Origin of the sequence: Caldicellulosiruptor sp. DIB 104C, from assembly GCF_028198085.1 — a bacterium.
Taxonomy (GTDB): domain Bacteria; phylum Bacillota; class Thermoanaerobacteria; order Caldicellulosiruptorales; family Caldicellulosiruptoraceae; genus Caldicellulosiruptor; species Caldicellulosiruptor saccharolyticus.
This window is the reverse complement of sequence record NZ_CP116337.1, coordinates 903,230-917,244: the sequence shown is the minus strand read 5'-3', so window position 1 is coordinate 917,244 and position 14,015 is coordinate 903,230. Positions and strand designations below refer to the sequence as shown.

The following is a 14,015-nucleotide window of genomic DNA, read 5'->3' as shown; positions in this document are numbered from 1 at the left end:
TTACCTCCTCTTCAAGCTCTATAAAACTTGGAATATAAAGCACTTTAGGTATAGTGATTCTTCATAATTTATAAGATACGGATGGTCTTTTGCCTGTGTTCTATACTCAATCATTCTCAAGGTCTTTTTGGCATCTTTCGCTGCATCTTTTATTACCTCAAAGAACAAATCTGGCTTCATATAGTGTGAACATGAACATGTGACTAAAATACCACCTTTTTTGAGTATTTTCATAGCTCTTAAGTTTATCTCTTTATATCCTCTTTTTGCATTCTCAATTGTATGAATGCTTTTAGCAAAAGCAGGCGGGTCTAAAATCACAACATCGTACTTTTCCTTTTTGTCATCAAGCTCATTCAAATAGTCAAAGACATTCGCAACCACAAACTCACATTTGCTTTCAACACCGTTCAGTTTCGCATTTTTCATTGCCTGCTCAATTGCTGTATCTGAAATGTCAACTCCAATGACTTTAGATGCCCCAAACTTTGCAGCATTTATTGTAAAACCGCCTGTATGACAAAAACAATCAAGAACAATCTTGTCACTTACAAAACTTCTGATTGCAACCCTGTTTTCTTTTTGGTCCAAAAAATACCCTGTCTTTTGTCCATTCTCTATGTCAACAATCATCTTTATACCATTTTCTTCTATTTCAACCTCTGTAGAAGATTTTCCATATAAAAATCCTTTCTTAAGCTCAAGCCCTTCAATTTCTCTTACCTTTGCATCATTTCTCTCATATATTGCTTTTGGATTTACCACATCAACTAATATATCTACCAGCTTATCCTTGTATCTGTCAACACCTCTTGAAAGTGTTTGCATAACCAGAACATCGCCGAATTTGTCAACAATAAGTCCCGGCAAGAAATCAGCTTCTGCAAAAATAAGTCTGCAATTATTAACATATCCTATACTCTTTCTATACTCCCACGCATCTTGAATTCTTTTTCTGAAAAAATCTATGTTAATCTCTTCGTTCTTCCTTGTAAGAATTCTTACTAAGATTTGTGATTTTGAGTTTATAAAACCTTTACCAACAAACTTATTTTTGAAATTATAAACTTCCACAATATCGCCATCTTCAAACTCCCCATCTATTCTTTCAACCTCATGTCTGAATACCCAAGGATGTCCATTTTCAACTCTCAAGCCTTTTCCTTTTGCCAGGAACACCTTTGCCATCTGAACAAAAACACCTCTTTATTTTATTCTCTTTTGTGTCAGGTACTCATATACAAGATAAGTAGAATGGTAGCGCAATCTTGCCCAGTCTTTCCAAAAACCGCTCTGCTGCTCAATAATATCGCAATAGTCTTTTATCCTTGGCACTTCAACAGGCAAAACTTCAGAAATCTCTCCATCAGTTTCTGCAAAGCTGTCTTTTTTGTAATCATCTATTAAGAAGACGAAAGAGAAAAACTTATATGATTTGTGTTTATAACAAAGATTGTACTCGATAACACCTATCAAAGAAAACTTTTGAACATCAATCCCGAGCTCCTCTTTTACTTCTCTTTTCAAGGCATCAACCACTTTTTCACCAATTCCAATCCCACCTGATGGTACTCTGTACAAACCTTGAGGGTACTCATCCTGCCTTACAAGCAAAATAAAATCACCATTTTTGACAGCAAATACAACCTCACCAATTCTGTCAACGTTTATCTTAGAGTTTACATATTCAAAAAATTCTTGAGTTTCAATCTCTATATCAATTTTTTTCTCTATCAAATCCCTTGATACATCTATCTCACTCAAATCAAACATGCTCGGCAAACGCACTTTTAAATTGCTCATTTGCCTCCTCCAAATCTTGTATAGTGTTTATATTCTTAAAGCTCATTAACATGCTATCAAATTGTAGTATTTCATTTAGCTCTATCTTTTTTATATTTGAATTTCTTAGTGCAAAGTTAAGCGATAATATCCCTTTGCTGACACACTCAAGTGCACTTTTTAAAAATGTTTTGCTATACACACAGCATAAAGGTTCAAAATAGCCATTGTAAAATGGCACAACTGCGTCATACCCTTCAAACTGTAGCATATATTTTACTAAATCTCTGTTGATAAATGGCATGTCACATGCACAAATAAAATTTTTATCGCTTTGAGAATATATCAAACTTGTAATAACTCCTGCCACAGGTGCATCAATTTTAAGTGCATCTTTTATCACTTTAAAATTTTTTAACTTTAAGACTTTTTCTTCTTTTACAACAATAAACTTTTGATCAAATAAATCTCCTATGTTTTGGTCTATTATCTCAACAACGTTCTTCCCACAAATAGTTATGTTTAGCTTGTCAAAGCCAAGTCGGCTTGATTTTCCACCTGCAAGTATAAATAGATTTTTCATGTTGCCACCTTTTTGACAAACACAAAATTAGAATTAAAAGCAGCCTGAGAGTCTTTTTCAGCTGTAAAACCAAAAAGACAAGAGTTTATTGTCTCAATCTTTTCATTTTGAAATCCCTCTTCAACAATTATAAATCCTCTGCCAACATTTTCGCTTATACAAGCCTCCAAAATAAAACCTCCACATCCATTGTATATTAAAATTCTATCCCTGTCTGAGATGTTTAACCTCTTTGCATCAAGAGGATTGATATAAGCAAGCTTTTTTCTTTCAAAAAACTCTTGAGAGTGCAGCGTCTTGTCAGAGTGAATCGTCACAAGCCTCAACTGATTTTTTAAAAGCTTTTGGCTGTCATCTGTACACGGAACAGCAACTCCTAAGATGTCATTTTTAAACTCAAATTTCTTACTCTTTGTCAAAAATACTCTGTCTTCCCATGGCACATCGATTGCACAGCCTCTTGTAAAATGGCCTTCAAGTTTTATATTCAGGTTTTTCTCAAGGTGCTGTTTTACAACATCTACCCACTCTTTTTCGGATTTTATAGGAAAATCAAGATTTAGCCTTTTTGCAAGCTCATTTATTATCTCAACCTCTGACTTGGCTTCACCTATCTTCTCAATAGCCTTTTCTGAAATACCTATATAGTCATGCCACATATTCGGGATGAATATATCTTCCTTTTCCAGAAAACTTGCTGCAGGCAAAACTAAGGTAGAGGCATAAGAAGTTGCTGTTAAGAACATATCTACATTGACAACAAACCTTTTTTGAAGTTCCCTGAACACCAAGTCAGAATCAGGACATTGCGAAACAGGATTTCCTGCTGAGATATAAACAAATTCAATTGGCGGATCTGATAAACTCTTGAGATACTCTCCAAGTTTTGCTCTATTATAAAAACGCTTTTTCACAGCCCTTTTGTCATCTTTGAAAACTGGCTCAAGGTTTTCCGTAAACCTGTGAGCAAAATTCGCACCGCCACCTTTTATGCCTACATTCCCAGAAATTGCAACAAGATAGTCAATTGTCCTGACTGTATTAACACCATTTGTATATCTCTGTGGTCCATAGCCAATAAAGGTTGAAACAGGCTTTTGCAAAAAAACCTGTGCAACTTGTTCAATTACTGCTTTCGATATCCCACACTTTTCTTCAACCTCTTTATATGAAAGACTTTCGGCAATTTTCTTTACTTCTTCAAACCCAATAGAATGATTATCAATAAAATTCCTATCCTCTTTGCCATTTTCAATTATACACTTAATTGCTCCATAAGCAAGATAAGAGTCAGAAGATGGTTTTATCACAATTCCTATATCAGCTATCTTAAAAGTAGGAGATTTGTATATATCAATCACCATTACCTTTTTGCCTTGTTTTTTAGCCTTTAAAACAAGATAATAAAGGTGTAGGTTTGTCCATAATGCATTCCTTCCCCACAGCACAATCCAGTTGGAATTGAACAAATCAAAAGGTGAATGACAAAGTGAATTTCCAAAGTCTGCCTTTTGTGCAAGCAAGCCAGCACCCCAACAAAGGCTACCTTCAGAATATGTAGCTCCACCCAAGTAATCAAAAAATAGCCTCTCTATATTTTTTAAATATCCTTCGTATCCATCGCCACTGTAGTACAAGATAGCACTTGAATTGTATCTTTTCAAAATTTCTTCTATTCTCTCTGCTATCAGATCAAGTGCAGTATTCCAGTCAACCTCGTGAAAATCGTTTTTCACTCTCAAGAGGGGTTTTTTTATTCTCTCCTCAGAGTAAACTTTGTCAAGTAGTCTATAGCCTTTTTTGCACAAAAAACCCTGAGTAATGGGATGGTCTTTGCTACCTGAAAGTTTTAAAGCTCTACCATCTTGTACTTCTGCCAAAATTGCACAGCTGTCAAAACAATCAAGCGGGCAGAAAACTTTTTTAATCATTATATAGCCCCCAAAAATTTTTTTCACATTTCTACAAAGTCAAGACTAATATCAAGACTTTTTACAGAATGAGTAATACTACCGACTGATATAATGTCAACCCCTGTTTTTGCAATCTCCTCGATATTCTCCAATGTTATATTGCCAGATGCCTCAATCAAAGCCTTCCCTGATGCTGCTTCTACAGCTTTTTTCATATCATCAAGCCCAAAGTGGTCAAGCATGATAATATCAGCACCTGCTTCAAGTGCTTCTTCAAATTCATTCATTGTCCTCACTTCAACCTCTATCTTCATTGTGTGAGGTATGTTTTCTCTTGCTCTTTTTATTGCCTCTTTTATACTTCCTACAGCTTTGATATGGTTGTCTTTTATCAAAACTGCATCAGACAAGGAATACCTATGGTTTTTCCCACCACCAACAAAAACTCCGTACTTGTCAAGCATCCGCAAAAGAGGAACAGTCTTTCTTGTGTCTGTCACAATTGCCCTGTAACCTTTTATCTTTTGAGAAAGTCTATTTGTAACAGTTGCAACCCCGCTCATCCTCTGAAGCAGATTCAGGGCTAACCTTTCACCTTTTAAAATTGCTCGAGTATTTCCTTTAATCTTTGCTAATATATCTCCCTTTTTAATAGGTTCTCCATCTGATTTTATCTTTTCAAATTCTATATTTTCATCCAGTATCTCAAATACCCTTTTCGCAACATCTATACCACATAAAATTCCATCTTCTTTCGCAATTAAAATGGCCGAAGATATACTGTCTTGAGGTATCAACAGGTCTGTTGTTATATCTCCATATGGCATATCTTCTATCAATGCTTCCTTGATAAGCTTATCGACTATTAAAAAATTCAACATCTATTCTAATACCTCCCATCCATTCAGAGAGAACACGAGATGCTTTTTCCAATTAACATCGTCCTGGTAAGGAAAATCCTCTCTGTAATGAGAACCTCTACTTTCTTTTCTCATCAAAGCAGCAGATGCAATTGTATACCCAATCATAAGCATATTATAGTACTCAATCTGCTTTATAGTTTGGAGTTTAACTTTTGTAAGGCTATATAACTTATCTAAAATATAGCTAATCAAACATTCAAGTCCTTCTTTGTTTCGAACAATTCCAGCAAACTCATTCATCTTTGACCTTAAAATCTCAATATCCACCATTACATCTCCTTCAAACTCCTTAACTTCTTTGCAGTTATAAAGTACATTCACCTCTTTTACCTCTCCAATGTTACTGCCATTGATATACTCTGCTATCCTTTTTCCAAAAACAAGCCCTTCTAAAAGCGAGTTAGATGCAAGCCTGTTTGCACCGTGTACGCGCGTCCCTGCCGCCTCACCACAGACAAATAAGTTCTCGACTGTAGTTTTTCCAAACTCATCAGCCAACACCCCACCCATGCTATAATGCTGGGCAGGCGCAACAGGAATCCTTTCCTTTGTTATATCCAAGCCAAGTTCTAAGCATGTTTTGTATATATTTGGAAACCTTTTTTTAATAAACTGGCTATTAAGATGAGTTATGTCAAGAAAAACATTGTGTGAGTTTGTTCTTTTCATCTCAAAATATATGGACCTTGAAACAATATCGCGCGGTGCAAGCTCTGCTTGAGGATGATACATTGGCATAAACCTTTCATTGTTTATATTATAAAGGATTCCACCTTCGCCTCTTACAGCCTCTGATATCAAAAAGCTCTTGTTCTTTTCATGATATAATACTGTTGGATGAAACTGCACAAGCTCCATATCAACTAACTTTGTACCACACCTCAGGGCTGCTGCGCAACCATCTCCAGTTGTTACTTCAGGGTTGGTAGTGTACTTGTATAAATACCCATAACCACCAGATGCAAGCACGATATATCTTGCAAATATTATCAGATTTTTATCTTTTCTTTTAAGTACAACTCCAATTGCTTTATCATCATCAGTCAATATATCAACAAGAAAGGTATTTTCAAATACCGTCACATTATTATATGATTTCAATTTCAGCCCAAGATGTTCTGAAATTATCCTTCCTGTTGCATCACCACTTGCATGGACAATTCTACGCCTGCTATGCGCACCTTCTTGACCTAATACAATCTCTCCTTCGTCGTCCAAATCAAACGGTATGTTCATCTTGAGCAAAATGTTTATATTCTCTATTGCTTCATCAACTAAGATTCTTACCATATGAGTATCACAAAGCCCTGCACCAGCTTTAATTGTATCCATGTAGTGAATGTCAGGACTGTCATCTTGGCTAAGTGGCGCGGCAATTCCACCTTGAGCCAAGGTTGTGTTGCTAATCTGAATACTCTCTTTTGTTATAAGAGCAATTTTTAATGACCTATCAAGATTAATTGTTGTATAAAGCCCTGCAACACCTGTTCCCACGATAACAACATCAAACTTTAACACATCATCACTTTTCGTATCAAAATCAACACAATATCTTTTAAACTCAACCAAATTAACCATCCCCAATTTCTATTTAGCTGAGCTCAAGCATTTTCAAAAGTGCCTTTCTTGCTCCTTCTACAACATTTTCTTCAATATTAATTTCATATCTATCATACAAAAGAGCATTTCTCACAGACTCTAAAGTATTTTTCTTCATATTAGGACATATCATTCCAGGATGGAGAATATAAAACTTTTTATCAGGATTTCGTTTTTTCAAACTGTATAATATTCCCATCTCAGTTCCGATTATGAACTCCTTTGCTTTTGATGAAGTTGCAAAGTCAATAATCTGTTTTGTGCTGCCAACAAAATCAGCAAGCTCAACAACTTCAGGTCTGCATTCAGGATGAACCAAAAGCAATGCCTCTGGATGAGCTTCTTTGGCCTTTAGCACATCCTCTTTTTTTATCTTGTAATGAGTAATACAAAAACCTTCCCACAAGATTATGTCTTTTTCAGGTACCTGTTTCTTTACAAAGCTGCCTAAATTTTTGTCTGGCAAAAAAATAATTTTATCATTCGGAAAATTTCTTACAATTTTTACCGCATTTGATGAGGTGCAAATGACATCAGACTTTGCTTTTACAGCTGCAGGTGAATTTATATAACATACAATCGAATAATCTGGATACTTTTCTTTCAAGCTATCAACATCTTCCTCAGTTATCATATCAGCAAGCGGACAGCCAGCATCTATCTCTGGCAAGAGTACTTTCTTTTGCGGAGACAAAATTTTGGCACTTTCTGCCATGAAATGAACACCACAAAACACTATTACATTTTCTGTGCGCTCTGCGCACACCTTGCTCAGATAAAATGAGTCACCCACAAAATCTGCTATCTCCTGAATCTCATCAATCTGATAGTTGTGAGCAACAATTATTGCATTTTTTTGCCTTTTTAACTCCTCTATTTCTCTTTTAATCTTTTCAATATCCAAGAAAATCACTCGCTTTTCTACTTAGGTTTTATTACTAATATAGCATTTAAAACTTAGAAAATCAACATTTCAAAGGTATTTTAAGAATTTATAAAGTCAAGATACCCTTGCAAGATATACACAGCCGAGAGCTTGTCAACCACCTTTTTCTTCTTTTTCCATGACATATTTTCTTCTGATAATACCCTCTCAACAGCTTTTGTAGAAAACCTCTCATCCCATTTGACAACTTCCACTTTATACCTTCTTTCAAGATCATTACAAATCTCGTCAATCCTTTTAAGATTCTCTGTTTTCTCATCTGGATGAAATTTACTTAAGGGATATCCTACTACTATTTTTGTTATTTGATATTTTTCAAATATTCCATCAAGTGTTAAATATAAATCTTCATTTTTTAGGTCAACTATACAAAGAGGCTGAGCGGTTATCTTAAGTGGGTCAGAGATAGCTACTCCAACCCTTCTACTTCCTATGTCAAGACATAAAATCCTCAAGTTCAAATCACCTGCACAAACTTTTTTAAATTATCTTGAGCGCAAATACACTACAGTATCTACTGCAATATCCACAGCATAAGCACTTTGTATAATCCACAATCACCTTTCCATCTTTTATTCTAAGCGCCTTTTGATGACAATGTTCAACACATCTTCCACATCCTTCACACCAGCTTTCCACGTGAAGCCTTTTTGTTTTTATATTCTCAAACAGCCTATCATCTAAATATACCTTCTTTTCTTCAAAACACCTTATATTGTAATCAATTTCAAACCTACTTTGCATTCCGATTGCAACTGAATGAAGATATGGAAAGCCAAATACAAACTCAAGAGCTTTTTTGAAATCTGAAAGAAGATTTCCCCCACCAAATATCTTCATTGCAAAGATTCCTTTGCCCCTTTGGTATGCTTCTTTTACTGCCTCAATCATCTGGTCAATTGTGCCATCAACAATTCCAACACCTTTGAAATTGAATATGGGATGTATTACCTCAATCTCAGGATACTTTAGAGAATCTTTCACTGCTTTTACATAGTGGGTTGATATTCCAAAATGCTTTATATATCCTTTCTCCTTTGCCTTTAAAAAATACTCTATCGCCTCGAAGTGTCCTTTGAATGTGTGCTCACCTTCTTGCTCATGTAGCATAAACAAATCTATATAATCTACATTTAGCTCTAACACGGCCTTTCTCAAAGAGGCCTCAGCAGTCTTTTTATCATAAGCATATGATTTTGTTGATATCACTGGTCTTTTCCCACTTATCTCAATAGACCTTTTGATGTATTTATATGTATCATACAGTTCTGCAGTATCGACAAAGTTAATTCCTCGCTGATAGCCATATGCTAAAAGCTCTGCCCCCTCTTCAATTGGAAGATTTTTCTGAAGAGGTCCAATTGTAAGTGTCCCAAAACAGAGCTTGCTCACAACAAGGGATGTATTGCCTAACTTAACGTATTCCATATTCATTCACCATCTTTGCATAGTATATTCCAAGGCCAAGAAAACCCATGAGTAATGCTATAATTATTGTGCCAGAGTCGTTGAGCAAATACGCAAATAGTCCAATCATAAAAAATACCACAAATTTGTCCTTATGACCTTCTACTGAAGGCAGTATATTAAATCTTTTTTGAACAATGCTCAAGAACAATATCACAAAAGCCAAAAGCACCAATATTGTTGCAGGGTACTGAAAAAGATAGGAAAGATTCATAAGCATTTTTCTTCTTGCAATAGAAACAAAAGTATCAAAACTTGCAAATGCTTTATATACATAGCTATTTTTCAAAATTAAAATCAAAGCAAGTGGCATAAAAACAAGTAGCATTGCTAATACTTTGATTTTATATCTTGTTTTGAAAAGCAAAAATATTATAATGCCAACTACAATAGATAAAAATCCTCCGAAATTCACACCATAATATGGAATTATCAAAACAAAGGTAGTCAAGAATAAAATTATAAATAGATTCCTGAGAGACATATTGCTAACAATTGATAATATAAATATGAAACCCATTAAATACGAAAAAAACTCATTTCCAATCCCATAGAATCTATTTGCAAACGAAGGATGATATCCTGCTGTTGATAAAAGCTGTAGAATATTGTCGAATAAAAACGCCTGACCCAAGATTGAAAATATTCCAAAAAGAGAACATATAAGCTGTGAAGTTTTTAAACTAAGAGAAGAAGTGATAAGTGTTATTAAAAAGAATACTGCTAAAAATAAAAAAATGTTGTTTATCTTCAAAATAAGCAAGGGGGAATAGATAACAAATATATACCCTACCATTACAGTTGTTGGTATAAATTTCAAAAAGAATTTATTGTATTTTTCATTTGGTTTTGAGAGAAAAATTATTGCACCCAGCACCGAAAAGATGATTATAATAGCAAATAAGGATATCAAAAAATTATTTAAATGTTGCAGCTGATAATTCAAAATCCAAAAATGTCGCCACAATTTTATAACAAAGCTTTTTGAAACAGGAACGTTGCCACTTTTTTTGTAGTCATCTTTTATTAGTTCTAAAAACTCTCTTTCTAATACAAGCCCTTTTCTCTTTGTATCAGCTGACTTTTCTGTCCAAAAGCCGTTTTTTAAATTGCTGTCAAAAACAAATGCAAGCCTGTCATCACCACTGTATAAAAAAAATAAACCTTTGTTTTGAGTGTAAATCGCCTCTTTATTGTTTTCCAAATTTATTCCGTTTTTCTCAAGATAATCTCTGACATTCAAAGAATCTTTTTGGTCTTTTAACACAACGATTACTGCAAATCCGCCTTTTTTGTTCTCCAGAGCTTTTTTTATATCCTCATAAAAATTTGTATCGCCAAAGACTCTGCTTTCAAACTTGAAAAAATTCATCGAAAAACAAGTACTATAAAAAGCGCTACTCAATATTATGGTCAATATAAAACTTAACAATCTCCTCCAATATCTCATCTCTTTCAATTCTCCTTATGATTGAACGAGCGTTCTTGTGGTTAGTAATATAGGTAGGGTCACCAGATATCAAATAACCAACAAGCTGAGCAATCGGATTGTAACCTTTTTCTTTCAAAGCACTGTAGACCTCACTTAAAATCTCTTTTACCTTTTTTTCCATAGCATCGTCAAACGAAAAATGTTGAGTTTTGTCATTCATCTTCAAACTACCACCTTTAATTAATTTTTAAGCCCTCATCCATCTTTAAAAATCTTGGATGAAGGCTTCAAAAGTTCTATTTCTTTCTAAGTTCATAAAGCACAATTGCAGCTGCCACTGCGCTATTGAGTGACTCTGCCTTCCCAGGCATAGAGATTTTAACCTTCTTTGTCGCATTTTCTAAAAAAGCTACATCAACACCTTTTGATTCGTTGCCAATTACTATTGCAAACCTATCATCAACAGAGAGTTTTGATATATCAACATCTCCATATGGAGTTGTCACATACAAAGCAAAGCCTCTTTTATTTAAAGCTTCCAGCACCTCTTCCTTCTTTCTTTCTCTAACAACGTCCACATGAAACATAGAACCCATTGCTGAGCGAACTACCTTTGGATTGTACACGTCTACTGTGCCATTCACAGTAATAACACATTCAAACCCAAACGCATCAGCACACCTTATAATTGTTCCCAAATTGCCAGGGTCTTGGACAGAATCAATAACAACAACTCTATTATGTTTTTTTAAAACATCTAACTCTTTGTCAAAGAAAGAGCACTCTGCCAATACCCCTTGCGGTGTTGTAGTTGTGCTGATATGTTCAAAAATCTTTTCTGGCACTTGTACAATCCTCTTTAGCTTACCAGAGTTCAAAAGGCTTATGCACCTGCTGAAAAACTCCTCATACTTTTTGGATGCTTCTTGTGAAAATATTAAAAGGTTTATGTCTTCTATTGCATAATCTAAGGCTTCTTTGACTGCTTTAACGCCTTCTACTAAAAAAACTTTGAACTCTTCTCTGTGTTTTTTATCATGAAGTTTTTTTAACCTCTTTACACATTCATTTTCTTTACTTTTGATAAGCTCAATTTTCCTATTCGTAGACATTTTTTCAACTTTTACACCTTTACTTTAAAGGTTATCTTAACCATTTATCTGCTTTTTAGCTATTTCAACAAGTTCAGCAAAAGCTTTCTGATCATTTACAGCCATGTCAGCCAATACCTTTCTGTTAAGGCTAATTCCCGCTTTTTTAAGACCATTTATAAATTTGCTGTATGAAAGCCCATTTTGTCTTGCAGCAGCATTGATTCTTGTTATCCATAGTCTTCTAAAGTCTCTCTTTTTGAGCCTCCTACCAATATATGCATATCTCAATGATCTCATCACAGCAATATGAGCTTGTTTAAATACCCTGCTCTTTGCACCCCAATAACCTTTTGCAAGTTTTAACCATTTTTTGTGTCTCTTTCTTGCCCAAACACCATTCTTTATTCTCATTTGCCGATTACCTCCCATTCACTTTGTGTAGTTTTTATAGATATGGCAAAAGCTTCTTTACAGCTTTTACGTTTGTTGAATCAACAATAACTGTCTTTTTCAAATTTCTCTTTCTCTTTCTTGACTTGCCACTCAAAAGATGGCTTTTACCTGCTTTTTTTCTAAGGTATTTCCCACTTCCGCTAATTTTTATTCTCTTAGCAAGACCTCTATGTGTTTTTAGTTTCGGCATTCTGTTTACTCCTCCCTACTTGAAAATTTTTATTGTTGTTTGGGCGCTATAACCGCTGTAAGGTTTTTACCATCAAGCTTTGGTTTTTTCTCAACAATTCCATAGTCTTTTACCATTTCAATGAACTTATTTATTATCTCTTCCCCAATCTCAGGATGCAAAACCTCTCTTCCCCTGAAACGAATAGAAACCTTTACCTTATCGCCATCCTGCAAAAACCTGATAGCATTTTTTACTTTAACGTTAAAGTCATGGTCTTCAATCGTGGTTGTAAGCCTTACCTCTTTTACATTGATAACCTTTTGATTCTTCTTTGCCTCTTTTTCTTTTTTGGCAAGTTCAAACTTGTACTTGCCATAATCCATTATCTTGCACACAGGCGGGTTTGCATGAGGAGCAATCTTAACTAAGTCAAGCTTTTTCTCCTCAGCAATCCTCAGTGCCTCTTTGACACTCATAATTCCGAGCTGGACCCCATTTTCATCAATAACCCTTACCTCTTTGTCTCTTATCTGCTCATTGATGAGCAAATCTTTATTATTTATATCAAAACACCTCCTGGGAAAATAAATAATACATTCTGATTTAAACAAAAAGTGGATAGAAGCATAGTCTATCCACTCCATAGGCATACTTTGAGCCTTCTTTTTTGGCTCAAACTCCCTATTGACCTTCCGACTCTTCTTTGTCGGATAGGTGAGAAGCGATAGACTTCTACTTCTTTTTTACCTTTATAAGAATATCATAAGTGGTAGGATGATGTCAATATGCCCTCACTTTTATAAAGCGCTCATTGCCTTAAGTATATGAGATATGTATACAAAACTGCTGGCACTTCTCGCAGAAAGCCATGGACTTCTTCATAAAGGTATTGACCAACATAAACTCCAGAAAAACTTGCTTCTATTCCAACTCTTTTTGCAATTATACTTGCTCTTTTTAAGTGAAATCTATTTGATACAATCACTGCACTTTTTAAAGAGTACTTATTCATAAGTTTTTTGGAAAATAACAAATTTTCATAAGTAGAGAAAGATTTATTTTCAATGAGAATAAACTCAGATGGCACTCCCCTTGCCACAAGGTATTCTTTGCCTGCCTCTGCCTCCGAAATATTCTCTCCCGGTCCTTTTCCACCAGAGACTATTATGTATCTGCCATATCCTTTATTGTAAAGTCTTAGAGCTTCATCTAGCCTTGCTCTAAAAAAAGGACTTGGGAAGCTTCCATACACAGCACAGCCTAACACAATAATAGCATCAGATTTTTTAGGTTTGCTATTTACACCAAAAGAGATAATTATTAACTCTAATATAATAAATGCGATAATTACACTTCCAATCAAAATCCCTAAGAGCTTAAAAATTCGTTTCATTCTCAACCTCTCCATCTGTATTGTTTGTCAAACGATAGAAACCTTGTTTTAAGAATTCTATTGATTATACAGCTAAAATTAAGCATTTCAGCTATATTATTCTATTTGCAAATTTTAAAAATCTATGCTATAATACATACTGCAAAAATTAAATAATGACTGGTGGGGATATAGCTCAGTTGGTTAGAGCGCTTGCTTGACATGCAAGAGGTCATAGGTTCGAGTCCTATTATCCCCACCATTTTATTTTTCGCTTTG

Annotated in this window: 16 protein-coding genes and 1 tRNA gene; 1 reads left to right on the top strand and 16 read right to left on the bottom strand. The window is 34.8% G+C overall.

Features of this window, described 5'->3' with window-relative positions; all coding sequences use genetic code 11:
* Positions 1-18 precede the first annotated feature (18 nt).
* The 16 genes from PGC14_RS04510 to PGC14_RS04435 all read right to left on the bottom strand — a co-directional run bounded on the left by PGC14_RS04510 (position 19) and on the right by PGC14_RS04435 (position 13,757).
* Positions 19-1,188: a class I SAM-dependent rRNA methyltransferase gene (locus PGC14_RS04510; RefSeq protein WP_271629638.1), complete on the bottom strand. Its 1,170-nt coding sequence runs from the start codon at positions 1,186-1,188 to the stop codon at positions 19-21.
* Positions 1,189-1,206: 18 nt separating this feature from the next.
* Positions 1,207-1,803 carry an NUDIX hydrolase gene (locus PGC14_RS04505; protein ID WP_011917301.1) on the bottom strand — a complete coding sequence of 199 codons (597 nt, stop codon included), beginning with the start codon at positions 1,801-1,803 and terminating at the stop codon, positions 1,207-1,209.
* Positions 1,766-2,365 carry a molybdenum cofactor guanylyltransferase gene (locus PGC14_RS04500; RefSeq protein WP_011917300.1) on the bottom strand — a complete coding sequence of 200 codons (600 nt, stop codon included), beginning with the start codon at positions 2,363-2,365 and terminating at the stop codon, positions 1,766-1,768. Before PGC14_RS04500 ends, PGC14_RS04505 begins: the two co-directional genes overlap by 38 nt.
* On the bottom strand, positions 2,362-4,296 hold the full coding sequence (locus PGC14_RS04495) for a molybdopterin-dependent oxidoreductase (protein ID WP_039766482.1): 1,935 nt from the start codon (positions 4,294-4,296) through the stop codon (positions 2,362-2,364). Before PGC14_RS04495 ends, PGC14_RS04500 begins: the two co-directional genes overlap by 4 nt.
* A gap of 23 nt (positions 4,297-4,319) precedes the next feature.
* Positions 4,320-5,159, bottom strand: coding sequence for a carboxylating nicotinate-nucleotide diphosphorylase (nadC, locus tag PGC14_RS04490; protein WP_039766481.1), 840 nt, complete (start codon positions 5,157-5,159; stop codon positions 4,320-4,322).
* Positions 5,160-6,770 carry an L-aspartate oxidase gene (gene nadB, locus PGC14_RS04485; RefSeq protein ID WP_307742498.1) on the bottom strand — a complete coding sequence of 537 codons (1,611 nt, stop codon included), beginning with the start codon at positions 6,768-6,770 and terminating at the stop codon, positions 5,160-5,162.
* Positions 6,771-6,792: 22 nt separating this feature from the next.
* Entirely contained in the window at positions 6,793-7,704 is a 912-nt protein-coding gene (gene nadA, locus PGC14_RS04480; protein ID WP_271629636.1) for a quinolinate synthase NadA, read from the bottom strand.
* Between the two features lie 80 nt (positions 7,705-7,784).
* On the bottom strand, positions 7,785-8,201 hold the full coding sequence (gene ruvX, locus PGC14_RS04475; RefSeq protein WP_271629635.1) for a Holliday junction resolvase RuvX: 417 nt from the start codon (positions 8,199-8,201) through the stop codon (positions 7,785-7,787).
* Between the two features lie 25 nt (positions 8,202-8,226).
* Entirely contained in the window at positions 8,227-9,174 is a 948-nt protein-coding gene (locus PGC14_RS04470) for an aldo/keto reductase (protein WP_271629634.1), read from the bottom strand.
* The gene (locus PGC14_RS04465; RefSeq protein WP_271629633.1) at positions 9,161-10,663 is read right to left on the bottom strand and encodes a hypothetical protein; all 1,503 of its coding nucleotides are present in this window, start codon (positions 10,661-10,663) and stop codon (positions 9,161-9,163) included. The genes PGC14_RS04470 and PGC14_RS04465 overlap by 14 nt, the downstream gene beginning before the upstream one ends.
* Positions 10,611-10,865 carry an IreB family regulatory phosphoprotein gene (locus PGC14_RS04460; RefSeq protein ID WP_011917292.1) on the bottom strand — a complete coding sequence of 85 codons (255 nt, stop codon included), beginning with the start codon at positions 10,863-10,865 and terminating at the stop codon, positions 10,611-10,613. Before PGC14_RS04460 ends, PGC14_RS04465 begins: the two co-directional genes overlap by 53 nt.
* Before the next feature lie 76 nt (positions 10,866-10,941).
* Entirely contained in the window at positions 10,942-11,757 is an 816-nt protein-coding gene (locus PGC14_RS04455; protein WP_271629632.1) for a TrmH family RNA methyltransferase, read from the bottom strand.
* Between the two features lie 36 nt (positions 11,758-11,793).
* Positions 11,794-12,150 carry a 50S ribosomal protein L20 gene (gene rplT, locus PGC14_RS04450; protein ID WP_271629631.1) on the bottom strand — a complete coding sequence of 119 codons (357 nt, stop codon included), beginning with the start codon at positions 12,148-12,150 and terminating at the stop codon, positions 11,794-11,796.
* 34 nt (positions 12,151-12,184) lie between these two features.
* Positions 12,185-12,382 carry a 50S ribosomal protein L35 gene (gene rpmI / locus PGC14_RS04445; protein WP_011917289.1) on the bottom strand — a complete coding sequence of 66 codons (198 nt, stop codon included), beginning with the start codon at positions 12,380-12,382 and terminating at the stop codon, positions 12,185-12,187.
* A 29-nt stretch (positions 12,383-12,411) separates the two neighbouring features.
* Positions 12,412-12,912 (bottom strand): translation initiation factor IF-3, encoded by a 501-nt coding sequence (infC, locus tag PGC14_RS04440; protein WP_039766565.1) that lies wholly within the window; start codon positions 12,910-12,912, stop codon positions 12,412-12,414.
* Between the two features lie 260 nt (positions 12,913-13,172).
* Complete coding sequence (locus tag PGC14_RS04435) at positions 13,173-13,757, bottom strand: YdcF family protein (RefSeq protein ID WP_271629630.1); 585 nt, start codon at positions 13,755-13,757, stop codon at positions 13,173-13,175.
* A gap of 164 nt (positions 13,758-13,921) precedes the next feature.
* Here PGC14_RS04435 and PGC14_RS04430 point away from each other — a divergent pair.
* Positions 13,922-13,998, top strand: a tRNA-Val gene (locus PGC14_RS04430).
* The last annotated feature ends 17 nt before the right edge of the window (positions 13,999-14,015 follow it).

Bases quoted from the DNA above. Each gene is read 5' to 3' on its own strand.
- PGC14_RS04510 (WP_271629638.1), bottom strand. From the start codon at position 1,188: ATGGCAAAGGTGTTCCTGGCAAAAGGAAAAGGCTTGAGAGTTGAAAAT.
- PGC14_RS04505 (WP_011917301.1), bottom strand. From the start codon at position 1,803: ATGAGCAATTTAAAAGTGCGTTTGCCGAGCATGTTTGATTTGAGTGAG.
- PGC14_RS04500 (WP_011917300.1), bottom strand. From the start codon at position 2,365: ATGAAAAATCTATTTATACTTGCAGGTGGAAAATCAAGCCGACTTGGC.
- PGC14_RS04495 (WP_039766482.1), bottom strand. From the start codon at position 4,296: ATGATTAAAAAAGTTTTCTGCCCGCTTGATTGTTTTGACAGCTGTGCA.
- nadC (WP_039766481.1), bottom strand. From the start codon at position 5,159: ATGTTGAATTTTTTAATAGTCGATAAGCTTATCAAGGAAGCATTGATA.
- PGC14_RS04470 (WP_271629634.1), bottom strand. From the start codon at position 9,174: ATGGAATACGTTAAGTTAGGCAATACATCCCTTGTTGTGAGCAAGCTC.
- PGC14_RS04465 (WP_271629633.1), bottom strand. From the start codon at position 10,663: ATGAGATATTGGAGGAGATTGTTAAGTTTTATATTGACCATAATATTG.
- PGC14_RS04460 (WP_011917292.1), bottom strand. From the start codon at position 10,865: ATGAATGACAAAACTCAACATTTTTCGTTTGACGATGCTATGGAAAAA.
- PGC14_RS04455 (WP_271629632.1), bottom strand. From the start codon at position 11,757: ATGTCTACGAATAGGAAAATTGAGCTTATCAAAAGTAAAGAAAATGAA.
- rplT (WP_271629631.1), bottom strand. From the start codon at position 12,150: ATGAGAATAAAGAATGGTGTTTGGGCAAGAAAGAGACACAAAAAATGG.
- rpmI (WP_011917289.1), bottom strand. From the start codon at position 12,382: ATGCCGAAACTAAAAACACATAGAGGTCTTGCTAAGAGAATAAAAATT.
- PGC14_RS04435 (WP_271629630.1), bottom strand. From the start codon at position 13,757: ATGAAACGAATTTTTAAGCTCTTAGGGATTTTGATTGGAAGTGTAATT.